The sequence below is a fragment of the Pseudomonas sp. NPDC087342 genome, from assembly GCF_044744265.1.
Taxonomy (GTDB): domain Bacteria; phylum Pseudomonadota; class Gammaproteobacteria; order Pseudomonadales; family Pseudomonadaceae; genus Aquipseudomonas; species Aquipseudomonas nunensis.
The window spans coordinates 226,753-250,628 of the sequence record NZ_JBIUXZ010000006.1; the positions used below are offsets into that span (position 1 = coordinate 226,753).

The 23,876-nt window shown below is 61.1% G+C and carries 27 protein-coding genes; 16 read left to right on the forward strand and 11 right to left on the reverse strand.

Annotation, left to right across the window (positions count from 1 at the left end):
* The first annotated feature begins 33 nt into the window (after nucleotides 1-33).
* Nucleotides 34-897, forward strand: a complete 864-nt coding sequence (locus ACIOYV_RS16230) for a LysR family transcriptional regulator (RefSeq protein WP_401325062.1) — start codon at nucleotides 34-36, stop codon at nucleotides 895-897.
* Between the two features lie 129 nt (nucleotides 898-1,026).
* Here the strand turns inward: ACIOYV_RS16230 and yegQ are convergent, their stop codons facing one another.
* Entirely contained in the window at nucleotides 1,027-2,346 is a 1,320-nt protein-coding gene (gene yegQ, locus ACIOYV_RS16235; RefSeq protein ID WP_401325065.1) for a tRNA 5-hydroxyuridine modification protein YegQ, read from the reverse strand.
* 168 nt (nucleotides 2,347-2,514) lie between these two features.
* Here yegQ and ACIOYV_RS16240 point away from each other — a divergent pair, with 168 nt between their 5' ends.
* On the forward strand, nucleotides 2,515-3,576 hold the full coding sequence (locus ACIOYV_RS16240; RefSeq protein ID WP_054053877.1) for an AI-2E family transporter: 1,062 nt from the start codon (nucleotides 2,515-2,517) through the stop codon (nucleotides 3,574-3,576).
* Here ACIOYV_RS16240 and ACIOYV_RS16245 read toward each other — a convergent pair.
* The 3 genes from ACIOYV_RS16245 to ACIOYV_RS16255 all read right to left on the reverse strand — a co-directional run bounded on the left by ACIOYV_RS16245 (nucleotide 3,573) and on the right by ACIOYV_RS16255 (nucleotide 4,649).
* A complete protein-coding gene (locus ACIOYV_RS16245; RefSeq protein ID WP_265045821.1) occupies nucleotides 3,573-3,755 on the reverse strand; it encodes a hypothetical protein in 183 nt (60 codons plus the stop codon). The two genes, ACIOYV_RS16240 and ACIOYV_RS16245, sit on opposite strands and share 4 nt — an antisense overlap.
* A 103-nt stretch (nucleotides 3,756-3,858) precedes the next feature.
* Complete coding sequence (locus tag ACIOYV_RS16250; protein WP_054053875.1) at nucleotides 3,859-4,053, reverse strand: hypothetical protein; 195 nt, start codon at nucleotides 4,051-4,053, stop codon at nucleotides 3,859-3,861.
* A 236-nt stretch (nucleotides 4,054-4,289) separates the two neighbouring features.
* Nucleotides 4,290-4,649, reverse strand: coding sequence for a hypothetical protein (locus tag ACIOYV_RS16255; protein ID WP_163913625.1), 360 nt, complete (start codon nucleotides 4,647-4,649; stop codon nucleotides 4,290-4,292).
* A gap of 245 nt (nucleotides 4,650-4,894) precedes the next feature.
* Between ACIOYV_RS16255 and ACIOYV_RS16260 the strand changes: the two genes are divergently transcribed.
* Complete coding sequence (locus ACIOYV_RS16260) at nucleotides 4,895-5,713, forward strand: shikimate 5-dehydrogenase (RefSeq protein WP_401325069.1); 819 nt, start codon at nucleotides 4,895-4,897, stop codon at nucleotides 5,711-5,713.
* A 184-nt stretch (nucleotides 5,714-5,897) separates the two neighbouring features.
* On the opposite strand, the gene ACIOYV_RS16265 is transcribed toward ACIOYV_RS16260, so the two are convergent.
* Nucleotides 5,898-6,542, reverse strand: a complete 645-nt coding sequence (locus ACIOYV_RS16265; RefSeq protein ID WP_401325072.1) for a YceH family protein — start codon at nucleotides 6,540-6,542, stop codon at nucleotides 5,898-5,900.
* 228 nt (nucleotides 6,543-6,770) lie between these two features.
* On the opposite strand from ACIOYV_RS16265, the gene ACIOYV_RS16270 reads away from it, so the two are divergent.
* The 6 genes from ACIOYV_RS16270 to ACIOYV_RS16295 are packed head-to-tail and all read left to right on the forward strand — an operon-like array spanning nucleotide 6,771 to nucleotide 12,017.
* A complete protein-coding gene (locus ACIOYV_RS16270) occupies nucleotides 6,771-7,943 on the forward strand; it encodes an acyl-CoA dehydrogenase family protein (protein WP_401325075.1) in 1,173 nt (390 codons plus the stop codon).
* On the forward strand, nucleotides 7,940-9,133 hold the full coding sequence (locus ACIOYV_RS16275) for an acyl-CoA dehydrogenase family protein (RefSeq protein ID WP_401325078.1): 1,194 nt from the start codon (nucleotides 7,940-7,942) through the stop codon (nucleotides 9,131-9,133). The genes ACIOYV_RS16270 and ACIOYV_RS16275 overlap by 4 nt, the downstream gene beginning before the upstream one ends.
* A 16-nt stretch (nucleotides 9,134-9,149) precedes the next feature.
* Nucleotides 9,150-9,932 carry an SDR family oxidoreductase gene (locus ACIOYV_RS16280; protein WP_401325081.1) on the forward strand — a complete coding sequence of 261 codons (783 nt, stop codon included), beginning with the start codon at nucleotides 9,150-9,152 and terminating at the stop codon, nucleotides 9,930-9,932.
* Nucleotides 9,933-9,934: 2 nt separating this feature from the next.
* On the forward strand, nucleotides 9,935-10,393 hold the full coding sequence (locus ACIOYV_RS16285; protein WP_401325084.1) for a MaoC family dehydratase: 459 nt from the start codon (nucleotides 9,935-9,937) through the stop codon (nucleotides 10,391-10,393).
* Between the two features lie 31 nt (nucleotides 10,394-10,424).
* On the forward strand, nucleotides 10,425-11,627 hold the full coding sequence (locus ACIOYV_RS16290) for an acetyl-CoA C-acyltransferase (protein WP_401325087.1): 1,203 nt from the start codon (nucleotides 10,425-10,427) through the stop codon (nucleotides 11,625-11,627).
* Nucleotides 11,628-12,017 (forward strand): steroid Delta-isomerase, encoded by a 390-nt coding sequence (locus tag ACIOYV_RS16295; RefSeq protein WP_401325090.1) that lies wholly within the window; start codon nucleotides 11,628-11,630, stop codon nucleotides 12,015-12,017.
* A 133-nt stretch (nucleotides 12,018-12,150) separates the two neighbouring features.
* On the opposite strand, the gene ACIOYV_RS16300 is transcribed toward ACIOYV_RS16295, so the two are convergent.
* Entirely contained in the window at nucleotides 12,151-12,636 is a 486-nt protein-coding gene (locus tag ACIOYV_RS16300) for an SRPBCC family protein (RefSeq protein ID WP_401325093.1), read from the reverse strand.
* A 123-nt stretch (nucleotides 12,637-12,759) separates the two neighbouring features.
* On the reverse strand, nucleotides 12,760-13,530 hold the full coding sequence (locus tag ACIOYV_RS16305) for an SDR family oxidoreductase (protein ID WP_401325096.1): 771 nt from the start codon (nucleotides 13,528-13,530) through the stop codon (nucleotides 12,760-12,762).
* 155 nt (nucleotides 13,531-13,685) lie between these two features.
* On the opposite strand from ACIOYV_RS16305, the gene ACIOYV_RS16310 reads away from it, so the two are divergent.
* Genes ACIOYV_RS16310 through dmpG form a run of 4 tightly spaced genes read left to right on the forward strand, consistent with a single transcriptional unit; the run spans nucleotide 13,686 to nucleotide 17,291 of the window.
* Nucleotides 13,686-14,528 (forward strand): alpha/beta fold hydrolase, encoded by an 843-nt coding sequence (locus ACIOYV_RS16310; RefSeq protein ID WP_401325099.1) that lies wholly within the window; start codon nucleotides 13,686-13,688, stop codon nucleotides 14,526-14,528.
* Nucleotides 14,525-15,316, forward strand: coding sequence for a fumarylacetoacetate hydrolase family protein (locus ACIOYV_RS16315; RefSeq protein WP_401325101.1), 792 nt, complete (start codon nucleotides 14,525-14,527; stop codon nucleotides 15,314-15,316). The genes ACIOYV_RS16310 and ACIOYV_RS16315 overlap by 4 nt, the downstream gene beginning before the upstream one ends.
* Before the next feature lie 18 nt (nucleotides 15,317-15,334).
* Nucleotides 15,335-16,243: an acetaldehyde dehydrogenase (acetylating) gene (locus ACIOYV_RS16320; RefSeq protein WP_401325104.1), complete on the forward strand. Its 909-nt coding sequence runs from the start codon at nucleotides 15,335-15,337 to the stop codon at nucleotides 16,241-16,243.
* A 13-nt stretch (nucleotides 16,244-16,256) separates the two neighbouring features.
* Complete coding sequence (gene dmpG / locus ACIOYV_RS16325; protein WP_401325107.1) at nucleotides 16,257-17,291, forward strand: 4-hydroxy-2-oxovalerate aldolase; 1,035 nt, start codon at nucleotides 16,257-16,259, stop codon at nucleotides 17,289-17,291.
* 53 nt (nucleotides 17,292-17,344) lie between these two features.
* Here the strand turns inward: dmpG and ACIOYV_RS16330 are convergent, their stop codons facing one another.
* The 4 genes from ACIOYV_RS16330 to ACIOYV_RS16345 all read right to left on the reverse strand — a co-directional run bounded on the left by ACIOYV_RS16330 (nucleotide 17,345) and on the right by ACIOYV_RS16345 (nucleotide 20,796).
* On the reverse strand, nucleotides 17,345-17,512 hold the full coding sequence (locus tag ACIOYV_RS16330; RefSeq protein WP_401325110.1) for a hypothetical protein: 168 nt from the start codon (nucleotides 17,510-17,512) through the stop codon (nucleotides 17,345-17,347).
* A gap of 340 nt (nucleotides 17,513-17,852) precedes the next feature.
* On the reverse strand, nucleotides 17,853-18,401 hold the full coding sequence (gene nudE, locus ACIOYV_RS16335) for an ADP compounds hydrolase NudE (RefSeq protein ID WP_401325113.1): 549 nt from the start codon (nucleotides 18,399-18,401) through the stop codon (nucleotides 17,853-17,855).
* A gap of 86 nt (nucleotides 18,402-18,487) precedes the next feature.
* Nucleotides 18,488-19,618, reverse strand: coding sequence for a helix-turn-helix transcriptional regulator (locus ACIOYV_RS16340; RefSeq protein ID WP_401325116.1), 1,131 nt, complete (start codon nucleotides 19,616-19,618; stop codon nucleotides 18,488-18,490).
* A gap of 134 nt (nucleotides 19,619-19,752) precedes the next feature.
* A complete protein-coding gene (locus ACIOYV_RS16345; protein ID WP_401325119.1) occupies nucleotides 19,753-20,796 on the reverse strand; it encodes a Rieske 2Fe-2S domain-containing protein in 1,044 nt (347 codons plus the stop codon).
* 145 nt (nucleotides 20,797-20,941) lie between these two features.
* Here ACIOYV_RS16345 and ACIOYV_RS16350 point away from each other — a divergent pair, with 145 nt between their 5' ends.
* Genes ACIOYV_RS16350 through ACIOYV_RS16360 form a run of 3 tightly spaced genes read left to right on the forward strand, consistent with a single transcriptional unit; the run spans nucleotide 20,942 to nucleotide 23,815 of the window.
* Nucleotides 20,942-21,781 (forward strand): SDR family NAD(P)-dependent oxidoreductase, encoded by an 840-nt coding sequence (locus ACIOYV_RS16350; protein ID WP_401325122.1) that lies wholly within the window; start codon nucleotides 20,942-20,944, stop codon nucleotides 21,779-21,781.
* Nucleotides 21,768-22,694, forward strand: a complete 927-nt coding sequence (locus tag ACIOYV_RS16355; RefSeq protein WP_401325124.1) for an alpha/beta hydrolase — start codon at nucleotides 21,768-21,770, stop codon at nucleotides 22,692-22,694. Before ACIOYV_RS16350 ends, ACIOYV_RS16355 begins: the two co-directional genes overlap by 14 nt.
* Nucleotides 22,691-23,815 (forward strand): 3,4-dihydroxy-2-butanone-4-phosphate synthase, encoded by a 1,125-nt coding sequence (locus ACIOYV_RS16360; RefSeq protein WP_401325127.1) that lies wholly within the window; start codon nucleotides 22,691-22,693, stop codon nucleotides 23,813-23,815. The genes ACIOYV_RS16355 and ACIOYV_RS16360 overlap by 4 nt, the downstream gene beginning before the upstream one ends.
* Nucleotides 23,816-23,876 lie beyond the last annotated feature (61 nt).

Sequence of the window (23,876 nt, forward strand, 5' to 3'; positions counted from 1 at the left end):
TACTGCGCCAATACATCACTTTTGGTGAGCAATATGGAGTTGGCGCAGATTCGCATGTTCAAGACCGTTGCCGACGTCGGCAGCATCGCCCGGGCGGCCGAGCTGTTGCACTGCGTACCGTCGAATATCACCGCGCGGATCAAGGCGCTGGAGGCCGAGTTGGGGGTGGCGCTGTTCCTGCGCGAGGGTCGAGGGCTGCGGATCAGTCCGGCGGGACAAACCTTTCTGGCCTACGCCTCGAAAATCCTCGCGCTGACGGCGGAGGCCAAGCGCGCGCTGGACCCGTCCGCCGATCCCTCCGGGCCGTTGCGTATCGGCGCCATCGAATCCTCGGCCACCGGTCGCTTGCCGCGATTGCTCGCCAAGTTTCACAAGCGTTATCCCGGCGTGGCTCTGGAACTGACTACCGGCACCTGGAGCCAATTGCTCGACGACACCGCCAATCACCGCCTCGATGGCGCGATTGTCGCGGTGGATGTCGAGCGCTCGCAGCTCAAACGCACACCGATGTACCGCGAAGAGCTGCTGCTGATTGCATCAACATCGTTGGGGCCGGTGCGTGATATCGCCGATTTGCAGGACAAAACCGTGTTCATGTGGCCCCAAGGCTGTCCGTATCGCGCGGCGCTGGAACATTGGTTGTTGCGCCAGGGGCAGGCACTGCCGATTGTCAGCCTGGCCAGCTACGGGGCGATTGTCGGTTGCGTCAGCGCCGGGGCCGGGGTGGCGCTGGTGCCCAAAGGGATATTCGATCAGTACGCCAAGGGCGCGGGTTGCGCCGGGTATGAGTTCCCGGAACTGACGGCGGTGGAGAATTTGTTCTACTGGCATGAAAACGCCGGGGTGCACCCGGCGCGTGAGGCGTTTGTGGGGATGTTGCGCGAGGAATTCGCCTAGCAGCGCCCACCCCTGTAGGAGCAAAGCTTGCTCGCGAAAGCGGTGGGTCAGTCGACATCAATTTTGACTGACTCACCGCTTTCGCGAGCAAGCTTTGCTCCTACAGGGTTTAGTGTTGTTTGGAAGATCTCAGCGTTCGCCGACATCGCGCATCAACAACCCAAACCGCAAATCCACCGCATCCGGAATCGGCAAGTACACCGTGTGCCCATCCCCCGGCGCCACTTCAATGGGCTCGCCTTTGCTGTTCTGCAGCTCATGCAGATCAAAGTGAAAGTTGCCCTTGGGCGTCATCAACTCCATGTGATCGCCCAGGCCAAAACGATTCTTCACTTTCACTTCCGCCAGTCGATCCCGCCGTTCGCCGGTCAACTCGCCGACAAACTGCTGGCGCTCCGACACTGAGCTGCCGTTTTGGTAATTCTGATACTCGTCATGCACATGCCGCCGCAGGAAACCCTCGGTGTAGCCGCGCTGGGCCAGGGAATCCAGGTCGCTCATCAAGCTGCGGTCGAAATCACGTCCGGCCACCGCATCGTCAATGGCCCGGCGATACACCTGGGTGGTGCGGGCGCAATAGAAGTGGGATTTGGTCCGGCCTTCAATCTTCAGTGAGTGCACGCCCATCTGCGTCAGGCGTTCGACGTGCTGCACGGCGCGCAAGTCCTTGGCGTTCATGATGTACGTGCCGTGCTCGTCCTCGAAGGCCGGCATCAACTCGTCCGGGCGATTGGCTTCCTGCAACAGGAACACTTGGTCGGTCGGCGCGCCGATGCCGAGGGTCGGTTGAAACTGCTGGACGATTTCGCCGAGCTGATTTTCGGTGGCCTCCGTCGCCGAATACTTCCAGCGGCAAGCGTTGGTGCAACTGCCCTGATTCGCGTCGCGCTTGTTCATGTAGCCCGACAGCAGGCAGCGCCCGGAGTAGGCCATGCACAGTGCGCCGTGGACGAATACTTCCAGCTCCATGGCCGGCACTTGCTGGCGAATTTCGGCGATTTCTTCCAGGGACAATTCGCGGGACAGGATGATCCGGCTCAAACCCTGTTGCTGCCAGAACTCGACACTCGCCCAGTTCACCGTGTTGGCCTGCACCGACAGGTGAATCGGCATCTGCGGGTAGTGCCGGCGCACCAGCATGATCAGGCCCGGGTCAGACATGATCAGCGCGTCCGGCGCCATGCCGATCACCGGTTCCAGGTCTTTGAGGAAGGTCTTGAGTTTGGCGTTGTGCGGCGCGATGTTGATCACCACGTAGAAACGCTTGCCTTGCTCCTGGGCCTCGCGAATGCCGAGGGCCAGGTTGGCGTGGTCGAATTCGTTGTTGCGCACCCGCAGGCTATAGCGCGGCTGCCCGGCGTATACCGCATCGGCGCCGTAGGCAAAGGCATAACGCATGTTTTTCAGGGTGCCGGCGGGGGCGAGCAGTTCGGGAGCGATGAGGGGCATGGAGAGGTCGACCACAAAAGCCCGGCAGGGTAAGCGGCTTGTCCACGGGGTTTATTGATCTGGATCTATGCTTGATGAACAAACGGATGGCACTCGCGCGAACCGTGGCGGACTAAGCATCAGGAGACGAGTTTCGCGCTCCTTTTTGCGCACTGACATGGATCGGACATGAAAGAAACCACGCTACAAAAAAGATCGCTGCTCGTCTTGCTGCTGGCGGTCACCCTCGCGTTTATCGGGATCCTGCTGCCGTTTTACGGCGCGGTGTTCTGGGCCGTTATCCTCGGCATCGTTTTCGCGCCGCTGCAGCGGCGACTGCAGATGAGATTCGGCTGGCCGCGTAACCTGACATCGCTGTGCACCTTGGGCATCTGCCTGGTGATCGCGATTTTGCCGGTGATCATCATCAGCGTGTTGCTGGTTCAGGAGGGCGCGTCGCTGTACAGCCGCATCGAAAGCGGCGAGTTGGACATCGCGGCGTATGTGGCGCAGTTCAAGCACGGCTTGCCGCCGTATTTCCAGCATTTGCTCGATCGGTTTGGTGTCGGCGAGTTGAAAGGCTTGCAGGACAAGATCGTCAAGGGCGCGATGCAGGGCAGTCAGTTTGTGGCTGCGCAGGTCGTCACGTTTGGCCAGGGCACCTTCGAGTTCATCGTCAGCTTCTTCATCATGCTGTACCTGTTGTTTTTCTTTCTGCGGGACGGCGCCGAGCTGGCGCGTAAAGTACGCACCGCGGTGCCGTTGCAGGAACACCAGAAACGCCGCTTGCAGCTCAAGTTCAACCGCGTGGTGCGGGCCACCGTCAAAGGCAATCTGCTGGTGGCAATCACGCAAGGCGCGCTGGGCGGTTTGATTTTCTGGTTCCTGGATATCCCGAGTGCGTTGCTCTGGGCGGTGTTGATGGCGTTTCTGTCGCTGTTGCCAGCGGTGGGGGCGGGGATTGTCTGGGCGCCGGTGGCGCTGTACTTCCTGCTCAGCGGGGCGATCTGGCAGGGCGTAGTGCTGGGGCTGTTCGGGGTGTTTGTGATTGGCTTGGTGGACAACGTGCTGCGGCCGATCCTGGTGGGCAAGGACACAAAAATGCCCGACTACATGATCCTGATCTCGACCCTGGGCGGCATGGCCGTCTTCGGTCTCAATGGTTTTGTAATCGGGCCGTTGATCGCTGCACTGTTCATGTCGAGCTGGGCGATTTTCGTCGAAACCAAGCCGCGGGTTCAGCTGCCTTAGGCAATCAGCTGGACGGTGCCCATTTTTTGCGACAGCGCCTGGGCGGCGGGAAGCGAGGTGAGCGGACCGCTGACAGGTTCGCCATCGCGCATCAGATACCAACAGGCGAGCAATCCCAGCTCTCTGAGCGATGCGGGAACGGCGCTGCCGACAACGGACATAATCTGAACCTGGGACATCATAAGTACCTCCATCAATCTATGGAGCCACCTTACGGATCGCACGGTTCAACGGACAATCAACGTTTTCGATAGTGGTCATTGATGCCAGTGAGTGTGGCGATCAATCCACGACCAGATCGAGCATGTGCACGACTTCCTGCTCATTGAGCAGGCCTTTGCGCACCAGGTTTTCGGCCAGCAGTGAGAGAAACTTGGCGCTGCGATGGCCTTCCAGGTGCTTGAGTTCGGTCAGTGTGTTGTACACCTTGCTGGAAGTGCACAAGCCGACATTGCGGTGCGGGTTTTGCGTGGGCATGAGGTCGTCCTTGTTTTTATCAACCTGTTGTTTACGGACAGATCCCAGCTTGCGGACCTGACATGACATAAATATGACCGTTTTCCCCAAAGTGGGGGAAGGGCGGCCCCGTCAATCTTGCCTACTTTACCTGTCGATACTGTCCCGACAGCGACCTTGACGAGATTTTTCCAGACCTCGCCCGACTGACGGGCATAAAAAAGGCCCCGCTGTTAAGGCGGGGCCTGATGAACCTGTTACCAGCGTGGGCCACCGTAGTAACCACGGGGCGGGCCGTAGTAACCGCGTGGCGGACCGTAATAAACCGGCGCCGGGCGGTAGTAGACCGGTTGCTGCACGTACACCGGGGCCGGTTGGTAATAAACCGGTGGCGGCGGTTGTTGCACGTAGACCGGTTGTGGCTGAACGTAAACCGGCGCCTGTTCTACATAAACCGGCCGATTGGCGTTGATGAGGGCCGAGCCGACGATGGCCGAACCAACGATCGCACCAAACACCGCTGGACCTTGCCAACCGCCACCGCCATGGGCTTCTGCCTGCCCTGCGACAGCCAGTACACCAATCAACAAGGCTACTGTGGGGATTTTACGGATCATGATAATTCCTCGGTTCTTCGACCCGGCGCTTGAATCTGCAATAGACCCAAGGATTGTCGCGGGGATACTTCTAAGACAGCGCTTTTTTGAAAAACTGCACAGCCGTTAGGTAAATTTTGTGTAAGGTCTGTACCGGCTTCCTTACGCTGCTGCAGAGCCGTGTGCGGACAGGCCTAATGATCGAACAGAACAGGATGGAATGGCTAATCCCGTCCATCTGAAAGTGCAATCGAAGGAGATATTTCATGCAGATGAACCCCAACAAAGACACCCAGCTGTGCATGTCCCTGTCAGGACGCCCCGGGAACTTTGGCCTGCGATTCCACAATCATCTGTACGAACAACTGGGGCTGAATTTTTACTACAAGGCATTCAGCAGTAAAGACCTGACCGGCGCGGTCGGTGGGATTCGTGCCCTGGGCATTCGCGGTTGTGGTGTGTCGATGCCGTTCAAGGAAGCCTGCATCGCGCTGGTCGATGAACTGGACGCGTCCGCTGCAGCGATTCAATCGATCAACACCATCGTCAATACCGACGGCCATCTAAAGGCTTACAACACCGATTACATCGCCATCGCGCAGTTGCTGGAAACCCATCAGGTGCCGAAGGAATCGACCTTTGCCCTGCGCGGCAGCGGCGGCATGGCCAAGGCTGTGGCCAGTGCCTTGCGCGACGGCGGTTACGAAAACGGTGTGATCGTGGCCCGTAACGAACGCGCCGGGCGGGCGCTGGCTGAGTCCCTGGGTTATGAGTGGCAAGCTGAATTGGGAACTCGACGCCCGCAGATGCTGATCAACGTCACACCCATCGGCATGACTGGCGGGCCGGAGGCCGATCAACTGGCGTTTGACGCTGACGTCATCAAGTCGGCAGAGACTGTCTTCGATGTAGTGGCGATCCCCTCGGAAACACCGCTGATTGTGCGCGGAAGGGCCGAAGGCAAGCGCGTGATTACTGGGCTGGAAGTGATTGCGATCCAGGCGCTGGAGCAGTTTGTGCTGTACACCGGTGTGCGGCCGACGGATGAGCAGTTTCAGGCGGCGGTGGCGTTTGCGCGGAGTTGATTCTTTGAATTAATGGGTTGGCTTTGCTGACCCCTTCGCGGGCAAGCCTCGCTCCTACAGAGTTTGCGCAAGTCTTGTAGGAGCGAGGCTTGCCCGCGAAGAGGCCGGCACATCCAACATAGATGTGACTGATACACCGCCTTCGCGAGCAAGCCCGCTCCCACATTTGATTTGTGTTGTCAGGTTATTCCAAGCGCGCCAGGCGTTCTTCCAGCGCCGTAATCCGCGCTTCCAGTTCTTCGATGCGCTCCACCGAAACACCGCCAGTCCCACGTTCCGCCGGATTCTGTCGGGCTGCGAGGATCACTTCGATATCCGCCGGATCGCCCAGTGCATGCATGTAGCGGTCTTCCCGCTGGCCTGCCTGACGCGGAATCAGCAGCGCCAAACCCCGCGCAATCAAGCGCTCCAACTGATGCACCACTTGCTCGGCATCTTCGAATTCATGCATGCGGCCACTGCGGGTCAGCAGTTCATTGACGGTTTGCGGGCCGCGCAGGAACAACAGCCCGGTCAGGATCACCTGGGCCGGCACCAACTCCAGCGCCTTATCCACTTTGTGTTCCCAGCGATCGGCACGGCTGCCCATCACCAGTTTGGTGAAGCCACGGCCTTCGAGGGCGCGCAGGCTCTGGCCGACCTGACCCTGGGTCAGGTTCATCACCGGTTCGCGGCTGGTTTTCTGGTTGCATGCAATCACCAGCGCATTAAGGGTCAGCGGATAGGTTTCCGGGCTGGTGGCCTGTTTCTCGATCAAGGAGCCCAGAATGCGGATTTCCGTGCTGTTGAGCTGTGGTTCGTCAAACGTCGTTTCTTGCTCAGTACTCACAGGTTCTGAAACCTCGCTAACGGTTGTTTTGGATTTTCCCGGCCCATCAAGACCTCGTTCAGGGATCTTAGTCGAGCATTCCAGGCGTGCAGAGGTTCATTGTCCATGACATCGCCCATTCGGACTAGGCAAGGCTAACGATTCTGCTGCGGGCGGCGGGCGCCAAACTCGGTGCTCAAAGGGGTGTTGCGCCATGCGTGCCCCGCCAAACGAGCAGAAGGCGCCGCGATGGAGTTTGCATTCAGCGACGAACAGGAAATGATCCGGGCATCGGCTGAGGGCTTTCTCGCCGATGTCTCGGATTCCAGTGCCGTGCGAGCGGCGATGGTCAGCGAGCGTGGTTTTGACGAGGCCCTCTGGCAGCGCGTGTGCCGCGAAATGTGCTGGCCGGCGATTCATATTCCCGAAGTCTACGGCGGACTGGGGCTTGGCTTTGTCGAACTGGCGATTCTGCTGGAGCAGATGGGCCGGCGCTTGCTTTGCTCGCCGTTCTTCGCCACCGCCTGCATGGCCACGCCCGCGCTGTTGCTGGCCGCCAACGATCAACAAAAACAACACTGGCTGCCACTGATTGCCGACGGCAGCCTCACGGCCACACTCGCTTTCAGCAGCGCCAATGGCTGTGCGGCCGAGGATGTCCAGGCCACGGTCATGACCGAGGGTGACGGGTTTGTGCTGAACGGCACCCTCAAGCACGTGCTCGATGGCCATGGCGCCGATCTGTTGATCATCGCTGCACGGGTTCGCGGGTCCAGCGGTGAGGCGGGCATCAGCCTGTTCGCCGTGGACGCGGACCGCGCCGGGATCGAGCGCCAGTTGTTACCGACCATGGACCAGACCCGTCGCCAGGCGCGAATTCAACTCAAGGACTTGTACCTCGACGCGGACTGCCTGCTTGGCGAGTTCGGTGCGGCTTGGCCGCATCTGCAGCAAGTCCTGCAACTGGCGTGTATCGGCCTGGCCGCCGAACAGACCGGCGGTGCGCAGCAGGTGCTCGACCTGAGCGTGGCCTATATGCAGGAACGCCAGCAATTCGGTCGTCCCATCGCCAGTTTTCAAGCCCTCAAACACCGTGCCGCCGACATGATGCTGCAAGTGGAATGCGCGCGTTCAGCCAGCTATTACGCGGCGTGCGTGGCTCAGGAAGCGCTCGACCCAGAAGGCGATCCGCAGGTGGCTGCCGAGTTGCCGGTGGCGGCGGCACTGGCCAAGGCGCAGTGCTCGGAAACTTATTTCCACTGCGCCAGCGAGTCGATCCAGTTGCACGGCGGCGTCGGTTTCACCTGGGAATACGACCCGCACCTCTACTTCAAACGCGCCCGCGCCAGTGAAAGCTTTCTCGGGCTGCCGGCCTGGCATCGCGAGCGCATTGCCGTGGCGATTCTTGGGGAGCAGCCATGAAAATCAGTTTCAGCGAGCAGGACGAGCGTTTCCGTCAGGAAGTCGCCGACTGGATGAGCGCGAACCTCTGCGGTGAATTCGAACCGCTGCGATTTCGCGGAGGGCCGGGCGATGAACATATGTTTCCCGAGGCGCGCAAAACCTGGGAGCGCAAACTCGCCGAGGGCGGCTGGACCTGCGTCGGCTGGGCGTCGGAGCACGGCGGGCGCGGCCTGTCGATCACTCAGCAAGTGATTTTCCATGAGGAGTACGCCCGCGCCGGCGGCCCCGGGCGCATGGGGCATATCGGCGAAGGGCTGGCCGGGCCGACCATCGCAGCGTTCGGCACTGCCGAGCAGCAACGGCGTTTTCTGCCGGGCATTGTCAGTGGTCGCGAGTTCTGGTGTCAGGGTTACTCGGAACCCGGGGCCGGCTCAGACCTGGCCAACGTCAAGACTCGCGCGGTACTGGATGAAACCGGCGGCAAGTGGGTGATCAACGGCCAGAAGGTCTGGACCTCGCTGGCTCATGAGTCGGACTGGTGCTTTGTGATCGCCCGCACCGAATCCGGCAGTGTCGGCCATCGTGGCTTGTCGTTTTTACTGGTGCCGATGGCTCAGGCTGAAATCACCGTACGCCCGATCGAGCAACTGACGGGAACCTCTGAATTCAACGAGGTGTTCTTCGACAACGCCTGCACCGACGCCGCCAACATCATCGGCGCGCCGGGCGAGGGCTGGACCATCGCCATGGCGCTACTGGGCCTGGAGCGCGGGGTTTCGACCCTGGGCCAGCAGATGCAGTTTCACAATGAGTTGAACGACATCATCGCCATCGCCCGGGCCAATGGCGCCTGGCGCGATCCGGTCCTGCGCCAGCGCCTGGCCGAGGCGTGGAGCGGCCTGCGGATCATGCGCTACAACTCGTTGCGCATGCTCTCAGGTAGCCAGGATGGATCGCTGCGCAAGGAAGCGACCATCTACAAACTGTTCTGGTCCACCTGGCACGCCAGCCTCGGAAAATTGGCGATGGATGTGCTCGGCGCCGAAGCGGAAGTGCTCGAAGCCGCGCCGTATCAGCTCACCCGTTTGCAGTCGCTGTACCTGTTCAGCCGCGCCGACACCCTCTACGGCGGCAGCAACGAAATCCAGCGCAACATCATCGCCGAGCGCGCTTTGGGCATGCCCAAAGAGCCGCGTCCACGCACCTGAATCAAGGAGTTTTTGCATGTCTGTTCCCCACTATGTTGCAGGCCACGGCCTGCTGCGCGGCAAGTCCGTGCTGATCACGGCGGCGGCGGGTGCCGGTATCGGCTTTTCCGCAGCGGTGCGTGCCGCCGAGGAAGGGTGTCGGGCGCTGATGATCAGCGATATTCACGAGGGGCGGCTGAGCGACGCGGTGTTGAAAATCCGCGAAACCACCGGGCTTGAGCAGGTCTTCGGTCAGGTCTGCAACGTCGCCGACGAAGCGCAGGTGCAGCAGCTGATTGCTAGCGCCGAGCGCGATCTGGGGGGCGTCGATGTGCTGATCAACAACGCCGGCCTTGGCGGTTCGCGGTTGCTGGTCGAGATGACGGATGAGGAGTGGAGTCGGGTCCTGGACGTGACGCTCACCGGCACCATGCGCATGACCCGCGCCATGTTGCCGAAGATGATCGGGCGCCGTGCCGGGGTCATCGTCAATAACGCGTCGGTGCTGGGCTGGCGAGCACAGAAAGAACAGTCGCACTACGCCGCCGCCAAGGCCGGGGTTATGGCATTGACCCGTTGCGCCGCCGTCGAGGCCGCCGACTACGGGATCCGCATCAACGCCGTCAGCCCGAGCATTGCGTTGCACGATTTCCTACGCAAATCCGCGCCGCAAGCCGTACTCGATCAACTCGCCGCCAACGAAGCGTTCGGACGTGCCGCCGAAGTCTGGGAAGTGGCCAACGTAATGATGTTCCTGGCCAGTGACTACAGCTCCTACATGACCGGCGAAGTGTTGTCGGTGTCCAGTCAGAGGGCTTGAACATGTCACGTATTTTCGACACGCCCCAGGCCTTGTTCGACGCCGTCGGCCAGGCCCTCGGTGTCAGCGACTGGTTGCTTCTGGCGCAAGACCGTATTGATCTGTTCGCCGAAGCGACCGGTGATCATCAGTGGATTCACGTCGATCCGGTCAAAGCCGCCAGCGGTCCTTTTGGCGCCTGTATTGCCCATGGCTACCTGAGCCTGGCGCTGGTCAATCTGTTTCTGCCGCAAATCGTCGAGGTGCGCGGCCTCGCCATGGGCGTCAATTATGGCTGCGAGCGAGTGCGCTTTCCCTCGGTGGTGCGCGTCGGCTCGCGGGTGCGCGGCAGTGCACAGTTGATGGCCGTCGAAACGGTCAAGGGCGGCGTGCAGGCGACCATTCGCGTCAGCGTCGAGATCGATGGCGAGGAGCGCCCCGGCTGTGTGGTCGACACCATCAGCCGCTACTACCCCGCGTGAACCCAACCGCTGCACATTCGAGGAATCCAGCATGAAAGAAGCCGTTATCGTTTCGACCGCCCGCACCCCGATCGGCAAAGCCTTTCGCGGAGCGTTCAATGACACCGAGGCACCGCAACTCGGCGGCCACGTCGTCCGTGAGGCCGTGCGCCGTGCCGGCATCGAGCCGGGCGAAGTCGACGACGTGATCATTGGCGCGGTGGCGCAGCAGGGCACTCAGTCTTACAACATGGGGCGCCTGTGTGCGATTGCCGGCGGCTTGCCGACATCGGTCGCCGGCATGGCCGTTGACCGCCAGTGTTCATCGGGCCTGATGAGCATTGCCATGGCCGCCAAAGGGATCATGTGCGATGAAATCGACATCGCCGTGGCCGGGGGCCTTGAGTCGATTTCCCTGGTGCAGAACAAGCACAAAAACCTCTACCGCAATCAGTCGGGCGCAGTGATCGAGCTGGACCCGCGCGCCTATATTCCGATGATTGAAACTGCCGAGATCGTTTCCGGGCGCTACGGTATTTCTCGCGAAGAACAGGACGAATACAGCTACCAGAGCCAGGTGCGCACCGCGCTGGCCCAAAGCGCCGGGTTGTTCGACCGTGAACTCGCACCGCTGACCAGTCGCAAAATGATCGTCGACAAGGCCAGCGGCGAAACCCGCTACGAGTCCGTCACCGTGCTGCGCGACGAGTGCAACCGCGTCGACACCACCCGCGAGAGCCTGAATGCACTGGAACCAGTGTGGCCGGGCGGCCAGTGGACGGACAAGGGTCGCTTCATCACCGCCGGCAATGCCTCGCAATTGTCCGACGGCGCTTCGGCCTCGGTGCTGATGAGCGCCAAACTGGCCGAAAAACGTGGCCTGGAACCGCTGGGAATTTATCGCGGGATGGCGGTCGCCGGCTGCAATTCCGACGAGATGGGCATCGGCCCGGTCTACGCGATTCCGAAACTGCTCAAGCGCCATGGTTTGACCATGGATCACATCGGCCTGTGGGAATTGAACGAAGCGTTCGCCTGTCAGGTGCTGTATTGCCGCGACACACTGGGCATTCCCGCCGAACGCCTGAACGTCAATGGCGGGGCGATTGCCCTCGGGCATCCGTTCGGTATGTCCGGCGCGCGGTTGGTCGGTCACGCATTGGTCGAAGGGCAACGCCGTGGTTTGCGTTATGTGGTGGTGAGCATGTGCATCGGCGGCGGCATGGGCGCTGCTGCGTTGTTCGAGGTGGTTTGAATGATCAGTGCACAACAGGTCCAGGCGACCATGACGCGGTATGTGGAGTTGGTGGATGCCGGTGATATCGACGGGATCATTGCGCTCTACAGCCACGACGCGGTGGTCGAAGACCCGGTCGGCCAACCACCAATCCAGGGCCTTGTCGCCATCGAACGCTTCTATCGCGATGGACTGGGGGCGAGCAACGTCTCGGCGGTCTTGACTGGCCCGGTTCGAGCGACGCTTAACGGTTGTGGTGCGATGCCGTTTCGGGTCGACATGGAATGGGCCGGACAACCGTGCTCGCTGCATGTGATCGACGTGATGGAGTTCGGGGCGGACGGCAAGATCCGCTCGATGAAAGCCTATTGGAGCCCAATCAATATCGGCCCGCTTGCAGGCGCATAGACCAGGCGCATAGACACTGCGGATGTACTCGCTCTGGTAGGAGCTGCTGAAGGCTGCGATCTTTTGATCTTGATCTTCGGCAGCCTTGAGGCCGCCAAGGATCGCAGCCTTCGGCAGCTCCTGCGGTGCCCGGTTACGGCGCGGGGGCCGGGGAAAACTGCGGATTTTGGGTTTTTCCCGTCTCGTAGTAAGCCTTGAGATTCTTGGCGATCTCACGCACGACGTTGTTGAACGCCTTGGTCAACAACTTTTCCACCAGCCAACCCCCGCGCAGGCTGTAGCTCATGCGCAGGGTGATGCGCGTTGCATCACCCTCGGCCTGCAACGTGTAACTGAAACTGGCTTCGCGAAACGGGAAGGGCGCGCCGGCGCTGGCCTTGTGCAGAATCAGGACAAAACCGATTCCTTCCTGCCATTGCACCACGCTCTCATCGAGCCATTGACCTCCTTTGCGCGATACCCGGCGACTGGCGCCAAGCCCTTCGCGTGGCCCGGGGTGAAACTGGCAACCGGTCAGCCCGGGCACGTAGTGCGGCGCGAGGCTCAGGTCGCGCAGTTGGGCCCAGGCCGCTGACGGGGTGAGATTGAGTAGCACGCTGTGGCTGGCAATGGCGGGCATGTCGGAACTCTTTTTGTTCAATGGGATTGTTGGAAGATCGCAGCCTTCGGCAGGGCCTGCGTACACCGATTGATTCAAGGGTGTACTCAATCGGCGTAGGTGCTGCCGAAGGCTGCAATCTTTTCAGGATTGCGCAGCACCGAGAAACGCCGGACGTTCGCCACCACCGTGCACGGCAATGTCTGCGCCGCTGACATAACGGGCCAGCGTTGAGGCCAGGTACAAACACGTATCGCCAATGTCGTCAGGCGTCGCCAGCCGTTGCAGCGGGATGGTCGCCGCCACCCGGTCAATGCCTGCCTGATCGCCATAATGCAGGACCGCTTGCTCGGTGAGAATCAGCCCGGCCGTTACGGCATTGACCCGTACCTTGGGCGCCCATTCCACCGCCAGCGAGGTGGTGAGGTTCAGCAGTCCGGCCTTGGCGGCGCCGTAAGCGGCGGTGCCGGGGGAAGGGCGGGTCGCACTGACGCTGCATATATTGATGATCGCGCCGCCATCAACCTGCTTTTGCATCACCTGATTGGCCTGCTGGCAGAGGTTCAGCGGCGCCAGCAGGTTCAGGCGAATGATCGCCTCGCTGAAGCGTGGTGAGGCGCTGGCTGCGTCGGCATTTGGCGAGCCGCCGGCATTGTTGACCAGCACATCGAGACGACCGAAGCGCTCGACAATCTGCGAGATCAAGCGCCCGGACTGCTCGACATCGCGCAAGTCGCAGGGCAAGAACCACGCCTCACGCCCGGCGCTGACGGGCAACATCAACGGTGCTTCGCGACCGCAAATCACCACCTCTGCGCCGCCGTCGAGAAAGCGCTGGCTGATGCCGCGACCGACCCCTTTGCCGCCGCCGGTGACCAGTACCACTTTGCCGCGAAAGTCCATTGAATCAAGCATGGATGCCTCGTTTTGTCGCTCGGGAATGCCATCGATGCTAGGTCTGTGGCGCCCGACAGCCAACGTCCGAAAAGACTAGTAGTCCTGTCGGACGATGTTGTTTACCCGCACGCTGGGAATAATCCGGCGACAACAACAGGCCGGGAGGACACCTTATGGGCGCATCAGCACAAGGGCACTTCGTTACGCTGCCGGAAGGTTTGCAGCTGCACTACTTGGATATCGGCGGGCAGGACTCTGGCAGTGGCGAGCCGGTGATTTTCATTCACGGCAGCGGGCCGGGGGCCAGCGGTCACAGCAACTTCAAGCAGAACTACCCGGTGTTCGCGGCGGCGGGCTACCGCACCATCGTCCCGGACCTTCCGGGGTATGGCGCGTCGGACAAACCCGACACCCTCTATACCCTGGACTTCTTTGTCGACGCCTTGAGCGGTTTGCTCGATGCACTGGATATCCAGCGTTGTGTATTGGTCGGTAATTCCTTGGGTGGTGCGATCGCGATCAAACTCGCTCTCGACCAGCCGCAGCGAGTCAGTCGACTGGTGCTGATGGCGCCCGGCGGCCTGATGGAAAAAGAACAGTATTACCTGCAGATGGAAGGCATCCAGAAAATGGGCGCCGCCTTCGCCAAGGGTGAATTGCACGATGCTGACGGCATGCGTCGGCTGCTGACCTTGCAACTGTTCGATGAAACCCTGATCAGCGACGAAACAGTCAATGAGCGCGTCGCGGTGGTGCAGCAGCAACCGGTTTGCGTGCTGTCGACCATGCAAGTGCCCAACATGACCGCGCGCCTCGCCGAGTTGCCGTGCCCGATCCTCGGATTCTGGGGCATGAACGACAAATTCTGCCCGGTCTCCGGCGCGCACACGATGATGCAGCACTGCCGTCAGATCCGATTTGTGTTGCTCAGCGAATGCGGGCATTGGGTTCAGGTCGAGCACCGTGAGCTGTTCAACCGTGAATGCCTGGCATTTCTTGAGGAGCCTTGCCGATGAGCGCGCAACTGCGCCGTGAATTCGGCGAAGAGCTTTATCAGGCGCTGCTCAGCGGCACCACCCTGGCGCCGCTGACGGAGCGCTGGCCGGCGATCAGCATCGAAGACGCCTACCATATTTCGCTCTACAGCATTGAGCGCCGGGTGGCGGCCGGGGATGAGATTGTCGGCAAAAAGATCGGCGTGACCTCGGCGGCGGTCCAGCAAATGCTCAACGTGCATCAGCCGGACTTCGGCTTCATTACCCGGCAGATGGCATTCGCCAATGACGCGCAAATTTCCCTGTCGGCCAACAAGCTGATCCAGCCTCGCGCCGAGGGTGAGATTGCGTTCAAGCTCAAGCACGACCTGGTCGGTCCTGGCGTGACCGAAGCCGATGTGCTGGCAGCCACCGAATACGTGATGCCGTGTTTCGAAATCGTCGATTCGCGGATTCATGACTGGCGGATCCGCATCCAGGACACGGTGGCCGATAACGCCTCCTGCGGCGTGTTCGTGTTGGGCGATGTTCAGGTCGATCCACGGACGCTGGATTTGCCCAACTTGCGCATGCGCGTGTCCAAGAACGGTGCGCCTCTGAGTGAGGGCCTGGGCTCGGCGGTGCAAGGCAACCCGCTGACCGCCGTGGCCTGGCTGGCTAACACACTGGGTGCCTTCGGTATTCCGTTCAAGGCCGGGGAAATCATTCTTTCCGGCTCGTTGGTGCCGCTGGAACCGGCGCGCGCCGGCGACAGTTTTTCCCTGACCATCGATGGCCTGGGCAGTGCCCGGGTGTCTTTCTGTGCCTGACCTGTGGGGTTTAACCGGATGAGCAAGAAACTCAGAGCGGCCATTATCGGCCCGGGCAATATCGGCACTGACCTGCTGATGAAAATGTGCCGATCGCAATGGATCGAGCCGGTGTGGATGGTCGGCGTCGACCCTGAATCCGAAGGCCTCAAACGCGCTCGCGAAATGGGTGTGAAAACCACCGCCGAGGGCGTCGACGGGCTGCTGCCGCATGTACTCGACGATGATATTCGCATCGCTTTCGATGCCACCTCGGCTTACGTGCATGCGGAAAATAGCCGCAAGCTCAATGAGCTCGGAGTGATTATGATTGACCTCACGCCCGCGGCCATCGGCCCGTTCTGCGTGCCACCGGTGAATCTCAAGACGCACGCGTCGAGCCTGGCGATGAACGTGAACATGGTCACCTGCGGTGGTCAGGCAACCATTCCGATGGTGGCGGCGGTGTCGCGGGTGCAGTCGGTGAGTTATGGCGAAATCGTCGCCACCGTGTCCTCCGGTTCGGTCGGCCCGGGCACGCGGCAGAACATTGATGAATTCACTCGCACCACCGCAGGTGCGGTCGAGCAGGTCGGCGGCGCCCGACGTGGCAAGGCAATCATCGTCATCAACCCGGCCGAGCCACCGTTGATGATGCGCGACACCATCCACTGCCTGACGGATGACGAGCCGAACCAGGATGCGATTCGTACTTCGGTGTTGCAGATGGTCCACGAGGTGCAGCGCTATGTACCCGGTTACAAGCTGATTAATGGGCCGGTATTCGACGGGCACAAGGTGTCGATTTTCATTGAGGTCGAAGGCCTGGGTGACTTCCTGCCCAAATCCGCCGGCAACCTCGACATCATGACCGCCGCCGGATTGCGCACTGCCGAGATGTTCGCCGAAGAAGCCCACAAGGGCGCCCTGCAACTGCCCGTCCGTTGAGTGGAGAATTGCCATGAATTTGCAAGGTAAGAGCGTCCGTCTGCACGACATGAGCCTGCGCGACGGTATGCATGCCAAACAGCATCAAATCAGCCTGGATCAGATGATCTCGGTGGCCACCGGTCTTGATGCGGCGGGTGTCCCGCTGATTGAAATCACTCACGGCGATGGCCTGGGTGGTGCTTCGTTGAACTACGGTTTCCCGGCCCACAGTGACGAGGAGTATTTCGCCGCAGTGATTCCGCGGATGAAGCAGGCCAAGGTTTCGGCGCTGTTGTTGCCGGGCATCGGCACGCTGGATCATTTGAAAATGGCCCATGAACACGGCGTGTCGACGATTCGCGTGGCCACTCACTGCACCGAGGCGGATGTCTCCGGTCAGCACATCGGCATGTCGGCGAAAATGGGCCTCGACACTGTCGGTTTCCTGATGATGGCGCACATGGTCAGCGCGGAAAAACTGCTTGAGCAGGCGCGGCTGATGGAGAGCTATGGCGCCAACTGCATCTACTGCACGGACTCGGCCGGGTACATGTTGCCGGATGAAGTCAGCGAGAAAATCGCTGCCTTGCGCGCCGGTTTGAATGCCGGGACTGAAGTCGGCTTTCACGGTCACCACAACATGGGCATGGCGATTGCCAATTCCCTGGCGGCGATCGAGGCGGGTGCCGCGCGGATCGACGGTTCGGTGGCAGGGCTGGGCGCGGGGGCGGGGAATACGCCGCTGGAGGTGTTTGTCGCGGTGCTGGAGCGAATGGGCGTCAACAGTGGCATCGACTTGTACCGGATCATGGACGTCGCCGAGGACCTGGTGGTACCGATGATGGACCAGCCAATCCGTCTGGACCGCGACGCACTGACCCTGGGGTATGCCGGGGTTTACAGCTCGTTCCTGTTGTTTGCCAAGCGGGCCGAGCAAAAGTACGGCATCGCTGCCCGAGAGCTGCTGGTGGAGTTGGGGCGACGCGGTACGGTGGGCGGCCAGGAGGACATGATCGAAGACCTGGCGCTGACGTTGTCGCGCGCGCGTGGCGTATTGCCGACCTGATCATCGGACAACACCCAAAGCCATCGACCTTGCTTGCAAGGCCGATGGTTTTTTTATGGAAGCAGATTGCGCACCAGCGGCGGGTAGCAATTGACAGCGGTACTTGAGCAGCTCAAGTACGCCGTGGCCGGTCGGTACGCTTCATTCTTGAACAACTGGCAGAGACTGGCGCTACTGCCGGCGCAGACAATGATAAACAGGGCACAAGTGGCTTTACGCATGGCGAGCCTCGACACGAATTTTATTGTTGTAGAGGCACGTTATTGCGCCGGGCAGCGCGCGGCGTCGTCCGAATGGACTATTCGATGAAATTGAAGCTACGCAGACTTAATGTGGGAGCGGGCTTGCTCGCGAAGGCGGTTCGGCAGGCAACATTGATGTTGAATGTGCCGGCCCTTTCGCGAGCAAGCTCGCTCCCACAGGGACGGTGTGGCTGTCCGGGAATTTGCGGTCAATCTCAATCCCCGTAGGAGCGAGGCTTGCCCGCGAAGGCGATGTGTCAGGCGACATCAATGTTGAACGTGCCGGCCTCTTCGCGAGCAGGCTCGCTCCCACATTGGGTTAGCCGCGCCGGGCGAGGGCGCCCATGGCCATGAACAACGCCGCGATGGCGCGGGCTTCGTTGAGTTCGCCGCGGGCGACGAGGTCGGGGATTTGCGTCAAGGGGACGCGCAGGCATTCCAGTGGTTCGGGTTCGTCGCCTTCGAGTTGGCACGGGCTCAGTTGTTCGGCCAGCACCACGCGGCAGGAATGGCACAGGTGACCCGGTGCCAGGGTCAATTCCCCCAGTTCGCTGAGGCGTGCGGCGCGCAGCCCGACTTCTTCGCTGAGTTCCCGTTGCGCAGCTTGCAAGTAGTCTTCGTGAGGTTCGGCGCCGCCCTTGGGCAGACCCAGCACGGTTTTTTCGACGCCCACCGCGTATTCCCGGACCAGCAATACATGCAACGGATCGGGCATCGCCACCAGCATCACCGAACGATAACCGGTGCCGCGCAGGCGTTCGTAAATGCGCTGCTGGCCATTGCTGAATTGCAGGTGCAGGGCTTCGATCTGGAAATAGCCGCTTTCGGCCAGCAGTTCAGTCTTGAGGATGGTTGGACAGTTGCGCATGGTCAGGCCCCTGGTTGGGATAAGCCACTGTGCGCCGTGCCGGCAGGGCCGCCATCGTCCGAGCGGACGAGGGCGGAAGTTGAACGTCAGCCGAGGGTCGCCACGCTGCGCAAGATCAGGCGCACCAGCATGGTCTGGCGGGTCACGCCGGTCTTGGAGAAGGTTGAGCGCAAGTGCGCACGCGAGGTGTTACGGCTGATGCCCAATTCTTCAGAGGCTTCGTCGAGGGTCAAGCCGTTGGCCAGCAACATCGCCAGTTGCGTTTCGGCCGGTGTGAAGTCGAACAGTGCGCGGACGATTTCCTGGGGCGCGGTGGACTGTTGCTCCGGGTCGCTGATGAAAATCACCACGGTGGGGCACTGCTTGCCTTCGCTCCAGTCCGACAACGGCACCGAGCGCACGATGATCCCCAGGTCCGCACGCCCGGATGGCCGTTGCACGCGCAAGGCCTCGACCACAGACGGGTTGCTGCTTTTTTGCGAGAGCAGCGATTGCTTCACCAAGCGTCGAAACTCTTGGGTATCGCGTGCGGTGCCGACTTGCAGGCCGTCGTTGACCAGTTTGATGCCGTCCTTTTCCTGAATCAGCCGATCGGCAACCTGGTTGGTCTGCAGCACTTTACCAGCCTCATTGAGGATGATCGTGCCGACCGCCATCTGATTCACCGCGCCAGCGTACAGGTTGCGCTCGGCTTCGATGCGGTTGAGCTGCATGTGGATCTTTATCGAGCGTTCCAGGTGTGGAATGAAGTGTGTCAGCAACGCTTTCTCTTCGCTTCCAAAAGCCTTGTCGTCGCGCCCGCGACTGATGCGGATGCGGCACTGCGCACCGTCACTGGTATTGATATCGGCGCCGAGGATGTGGAACACATCCACCGGTTCAAGGAAATTCTTGTAGAACTCCGAGTGCTGCCAATCGTCGTTGGAGACAAACTCGGCGAGGGTCACAACCTGGCGGTTGGGCAGATCGACAAAGGGGTCGAGGGTGAAAAAATGCTTGTTATACGACGCGGTGGCCTCGGTCGAGGTGCCGGTGGTGTTGACCATCAATCCGTCCACATGCGCGCTGGGCGGACGCAGGATGAAGGTCACGTACTTGCTTTCCAGATACACGTTGAGCTGATTGAGAAAGGTCGCCCAGGGAATGGTTTCCAGCGGTCCCTGATAAAGGTTGCCGAGTAGATCACTGAACGTATCGAGGCTAAGGCTCTGCTGCATAGGAAAAACCGTTCTTATTATTAGCGTTGGCGGTGGCCGAGAATAAGCGCCGAGATCGAGTCCTTGCAACGCACGGGCGCAGCGCCTGACGGGCGGCTGCCGGTCAGGCGCGGGGAGCGCGAAAGCCCCCCTAATCAGACCCGTTCGCTGGCGCGCACGTCGAAACGTTTGTGCTCCAGCACGTCCGCCGACAGTGCTTCAACGTCGGTGTAGAACTGCTCATACCAGCGGCGCAATTGATAGACCGGGCCGTCGCCGTCGCACAACAACGGGTTATCGACGCGGGTCTTGCTGTGCCAGATCGTCACGTCTTCGTAGAAGGCCTCCTGGGCCTGTTGCACATAAGCTTTAGCCATCGCCTGATTCTGCTCTTCACTGAGCCCCGGGATTTTTTTCACCAGCACGCCGTAGCGCAGGGTGAAGCTGTCGAGGTCGATCGGCACGTGGCAATTGAGCAGGATCGAGTGAATCGGCTGGCCGTTCATCGCGCCGGTCATTTCGGTGATCTGATAAGCCGGGCCGTAGTAAGTGGCCACGGTGCTCAGTGCGCTGTCACCGGACAGGCGCTCGCTGCGGGCGCTCATGATCTGGGTCGCCAGATGGCCTTCAAAGACGTTACTGAACCGTTCGACCGGTGCGCCATGCACCGTGCCGAAATGCGCCATGTCGGCGACGTTGTCGATCAGTTCGCGGCAATTGGTCTCGATCTGCAGTTCGGCGACTTCCCACTCGGCCCACTCGTCACTGAAGCAGGCGTCGATGCGCGGGATGCGTTGCTCGGGCAGCGGCGGATTGCCTTGCGGGTCATTCCAGATGAACAGCAACTGGTTTTCTTCCATCAGCGGCCAGCTCTTAAGTCTGGCCCGCGGTGGAATGCGTTTGGCGTAAGGAATGTCATCGCAGACGCCATCGGCGCCCCAGCGCCAGGCGTGGAACGGGCAACGAATCGAGTTGCCCTCAACGCAACCGGTACTCAGGTCGGCGCCCATGTGCGGGCAATAACCGTCAAGGATGTGCAACTCGCCGTCTTCACCCTGGAAGGCCACCAGCCGGGTGCCGAACACCTCCAGGCGGTGGGCCTTGCCATCGCGGTACCGGGCGGCGAGGCCCAGGCAATGCCAGCCGCGGGCATAGCGGTCTTCCAGCAGTTTGGCTTCGATGCGGTGCAGGGTACTCATCTTATTATTCTCCCAGGGTTCACGGGTTTGGCGCCTGTCACGGATTCTGCCGCCCCTGTAGAAGCGGGCATCGTCTGAATGGACGATGGCCGGTTGACGCGCGCCCGCTCTACTGACGCCATTGGACCCATGGCAGGAGTTGGCGATGAGTAATGAACAAGGGCCGGTTGCGGTGATTACCGGGGCCGCCAGCGGTATCGGTCGAGGCCTGGCTGAACACGCAGCGAAGTTGGGCATGCGCCTGGTGCTGGCCGATCTGGACGCTCCGGGCCTGCACGCGTTATGTGATGAATTGAAGGTTGGCGGCGCACAAGCAATTGCCTGTGTCACGGACGTCGGTGATCTGGCACACGTCGAGCGCTTGCGTGATGTTGCTGTCGAGCACTTTGGCGGGGTGGATCTGCTGTTCAATAACGCCGGCGTGATGCAAACCGGCTACAGCTGGGAAATCAGTCAGGCGCAATGGCAGCGCATGCTCAACGTCAACCTCAACGGTGTAATCAACGGCATTCGCAGTTTCGTGCCGCTGTTTCTACGCCAGGGACGGCCAGCCCATGTGATCAACACGGCGTCGCTTGCGGGCCTGCTCAGCAGCCCGTTGATGGCGCCTTACAACGTGACCAAACAGGCAGTGGTCGCGCTCTCGGAAACCCTGCATTACGAATTGACCATGCTGGGTGCGCAGGTGTCGGTTTCAGTGGTGTGCCCAGGGCCTGTGGCCAGTGAAATCATGGCCTCGAACCAGGTGGTGGATGCGACAGGTTCAGCCTTCAGCGAATTGCTCGACAGCAGCATTCGCAAAGGCATGACGCCAGGCGAACTGGCGGAACAGGTGTTCGCCGCCATCGCGCAAAAACGCTTCTGGGTTTTTCCCCACAAAGGCTTCAAACCAGCGCTGGAGCGGCGGGTGCACAGCATCCTGGAAGAAACCAATCCGCAGTTTCAAATGACTGATGTAGAGGAACCCGCCCATGCCGCTCGATAAGCAGATCGCCGCGGTGCTCCAGCAGTTCAGCGACCTGCCGGCGCCCGATTTCAGCCAGCTCGACGCCGCACAATACCGGCAATTCTCCGACAACCTGCTGCCCGCGATACCCGGCGATCCGATGATCGAAGTGCGTCATTTGCAGGTTGCCGGAGCTGCCGGTGAGCTGGACGCGCGGCTGTATCGGCCGTTAGAGGAAGACAATCTGCCGCTGCTGGTGTTTTTCCATGGCGGCGGTTTTGTCATGGGCAACCTCGATACCCACGATAACATTTGCCGTTCGCTGGCCCGCCAGACGGAGGCGGTGGTGGTGTCTGTGGCTTATCGACTGGCGCCGGAACACCATTTTCCGGCTGCTCCGCTGGATTGCTACGCGGCCACCTGTTGGCTGGTCGAGCACGCGGCCGAACTCGGCGTCGATGGCAGTCGCCTGGCGCTGGCCGGGGACAGCGCCGGGGGCAATCTGGCGCTCGCGGTCAGTCGTCTCGCTGCGCAACGCCAAGGGCCGAAGATCAGTTACCAGTGTCTGTTTTACCCGGTCACCGACGCCCGGTGTGACAGTCAATCCTATGAGGATTTTGCCGAGGGTTATTTCCTGACTGGCGCGATGATGTACTGGTTCTGGCAGCAGTATTTGCAGGACACCGGGCAGGGTGATGATCCGCTGGCCTCACCGTTGCGGGCCGAGAGCCTGGCGGATCTGCCGCCGACCACCCTGATCAGTGCCGGGTTTGATCCGTTGCGCGATGAGGGCGAGGCCTTTGCCCAGCGCCTGCGCGAGGCCGGCGTGCCGGTTCGGATGCAGCGTTGCGAAGGCATGGTCCACGGGTTTATCAGCATGGCGCCGATTGTCGAGCGTGCCGCGCACGCATTGTCCGACGCGGCGGCCGACCTGCGCAGGGCACTCAATTGAACGGCGCGGCAAACCTAGCCTTCGACACAGTGCCGCAGCTGATCGAAGCGATTGCTGCCGGGCAGATGGTGGTGATCACCGACGACGAACACGCTGCTGAAGGCTCGTTGTTGATAGCCGCCGAACAGGCCGGCGCTGAAGCGGTTACGTTCATGGCGGTGCAGGCGCGCGGGTTGATTTGCCTGGCGTTGACCGAGCAGCGTTGTCGCGCATTAGGGCTGGACCTGATGGTGCCCAATTCCCGGGCGCAGCATGGCGTGGGGTTTACCCGCTCGATTGAAGCGGCCACCGGCGTGTCCACGGGCATCAGCGCTGCGGATCGGGCGCGTTCGATTCAGGTGGCGGTCGACCCGGCCAGCGGTCCGGCGGACCTGGTTCAGCCGGGGCATATCTTTCCGGTGCAGGCCTTGCCCGGTGGCGTCATGCAACGCGCCGGGCACGTCGAGGCCGCTTGCGACCTGACGCGCCTGGCGGGTCTGCAACCGGCGGCGACCTTGGTGAGCATTCTCAATGAAGAGGGTGAACTGGCCCGTGGCATTGAACTGCACGAATTTGCCCGCCGCCATGGTCTGCGCATCGGCAACATTGCCGACCTGATCCACTACCGCATCCGCCACGAAGGCACGATTGAGCGCGGCGGCGAGTACCCGTTGCACACCCGGCATGGCGAGTTTCAGGTGACGACCTATCAGGATACTTATCAGGGCTTGCTGCATCTGGCGCTGGTCAAAGGCCGGATCGACAGCGCCCAACCGATTCTGGTGCGGGTACAAAGCATCGAGACCTTGCGCGATGCCTTGGGCTGCGAAAGCGAAGACGGGCCGCAGCAATGGACACTGGAGCGTTCGCTGGCAAGCATCGCGGCGGCCGGATGTGGGGTTCTGGTGTTGCTGGCGCAAAAGGAAACCGCTGACGGTGTGCTCGAACAATTGCGTCAGCGCAGCGGTGGCAAGCCTCGACTGCCGCAGTTCCCGCAACGGACCCTGGGCGTCGGCGCGCAGATCCTGCGCGATCAGAACGTACGCAAAATGCGCCTGATGAGCTCGCCGGTGCCGTACAAAGCGGTGTCCGGGTTTGACCTGGAAGTCACCGAGTTCGTACCGTTCCAACCCACCATCTGAGGCCAGCCGATAAACCTGTAGGAGCGAGGCTTGCCCGCGAAGGCGGAGTGTCAGTCAACGT

Excerpts from the sequence above, each read along its gene's own strand:
- ACIOYV_RS16230 (WP_401325062.1), top strand. The coding sequence starts at position 34 with ATGGAGTTGGCGCAGATTCGCATGTTCAAGACCGTTGCCGACGTCGGC.
- yegQ (WP_401325065.1), bottom strand. The coding sequence starts at position 2,346 with ATGCCCCTCATCGCTCCCGAACTGCTCGCCCCCGCCGGCACCCTGAAA.
- ACIOYV_RS16240 (WP_054053877.1), top strand. The coding sequence starts at position 2,515 with ATGAAAGAAACCACGCTACAAAAAAGATCGCTGCTCGTCTTGCTGCTG.
- ACIOYV_RS16245 (WP_265045821.1), bottom strand. The coding sequence starts at position 3,755 with ATGTCCCAGGTTCAGATTATGTCCGTTGTCGGCAGCGCCGTTCCCGCA.
- ACIOYV_RS16250 (WP_054053875.1), bottom strand. The coding sequence starts at position 4,053 with ATGCCCACGCAAAACCCGCACCGCAATGTCGGCTTGTGCACTTCCAGC.
- ACIOYV_RS16255 (WP_163913625.1), bottom strand. The coding sequence starts at position 4,649 with ATGATCCGTAAAATCCCCACAGTAGCCTTGTTGATTGGTGTACTGGCT.
- ACIOYV_RS16260 (WP_401325069.1), top strand. The coding sequence starts at position 4,895 with ATGCAGATGAACCCCAACAAAGACACCCAGCTGTGCATGTCCCTGTCA.
- ACIOYV_RS16270 (WP_401325075.1), top strand. The coding sequence starts at position 6,771 with ATGGAGTTTGCATTCAGCGACGAACAGGAAATGATCCGGGCATCGGCT.
- ACIOYV_RS16275 (WP_401325078.1), top strand. The coding sequence starts at position 7,940 with ATGAAAATCAGTTTCAGCGAGCAGGACGAGCGTTTCCGTCAGGAAGTC.
- ACIOYV_RS16280 (WP_401325081.1), top strand. The coding sequence starts at position 9,150 with ATGTCTGTTCCCCACTATGTTGCAGGCCACGGCCTGCTGCGCGGCAAG.
- ACIOYV_RS16285 (WP_401325084.1), top strand. The coding sequence starts at position 9,935 with ATGTCACGTATTTTCGACACGCCCCAGGCCTTGTTCGACGCCGTCGGC.
- ACIOYV_RS16290 (WP_401325087.1), top strand. The coding sequence starts at position 10,425 with ATGAAAGAAGCCGTTATCGTTTCGACCGCCCGCACCCCGATCGGCAAA.
- ACIOYV_RS16295 (WP_401325090.1), top strand. The coding sequence starts at position 11,628 with ATGATCAGTGCACAACAGGTCCAGGCGACCATGACGCGGTATGTGGAG.
- ACIOYV_RS16300 (WP_401325093.1), bottom strand. The coding sequence starts at position 12,636 with ATGCCCGCCATTGCCAGCCACAGCGTGCTACTCAATCTCACCCCGTCA.
- ACIOYV_RS16305 (WP_401325096.1), bottom strand. The coding sequence starts at position 13,530 with ATGCTTGATTCAATGGACTTTCGCGGCAAAGTGGTACTGGTCACCGGC.
- ACIOYV_RS16310 (WP_401325099.1), top strand. The coding sequence starts at position 13,686 with ATGGGCGCATCAGCACAAGGGCACTTCGTTACGCTGCCGGAAGGTTTG.
- ACIOYV_RS16315 (WP_401325101.1), top strand. The coding sequence starts at position 14,525 with ATGAGCGCGCAACTGCGCCGTGAATTCGGCGAAGAGCTTTATCAGGCG.
- ACIOYV_RS16320 (WP_401325104.1), top strand. The coding sequence starts at position 15,335 with ATGAGCAAGAAACTCAGAGCGGCCATTATCGGCCCGGGCAATATCGGC.
- dmpG (WP_401325107.1), top strand. The coding sequence starts at position 16,257 with ATGAATTTGCAAGGTAAGAGCGTCCGTCTGCACGACATGAGCCTGCGC.
- ACIOYV_RS16330 (WP_401325110.1), bottom strand. The coding sequence starts at position 17,512 with ATGCGTAAAGCCACTTGTGCCCTGTTTATCATTGTCTGCGCCGGCAGT.
- nudE (WP_401325113.1), bottom strand. The coding sequence starts at position 18,401 with ATGCGCAACTGTCCAACCATCCTCAAGACTGAACTGCTGGCCGAAAGC.
- ACIOYV_RS16340 (WP_401325116.1), bottom strand. The coding sequence starts at position 19,618 with ATGCAGCAGAGCCTTAGCCTCGATACGTTCAGTGATCTACTCGGCAAC.
- ACIOYV_RS16345 (WP_401325119.1), bottom strand. The coding sequence starts at position 20,796 with ATGAGTACCCTGCACCGCATCGAAGCCAAACTGCTGGAAGACCGCTAT.
- ACIOYV_RS16350 (WP_401325122.1), top strand. The coding sequence starts at position 20,942 with ATGAGTAATGAACAAGGGCCGGTTGCGGTGATTACCGGGGCCGCCAGC.
- ACIOYV_RS16355 (WP_401325124.1), top strand. The coding sequence starts at position 21,768 with ATGCCGCTCGATAAGCAGATCGCCGCGGTGCTCCAGCAGTTCAGCGAC.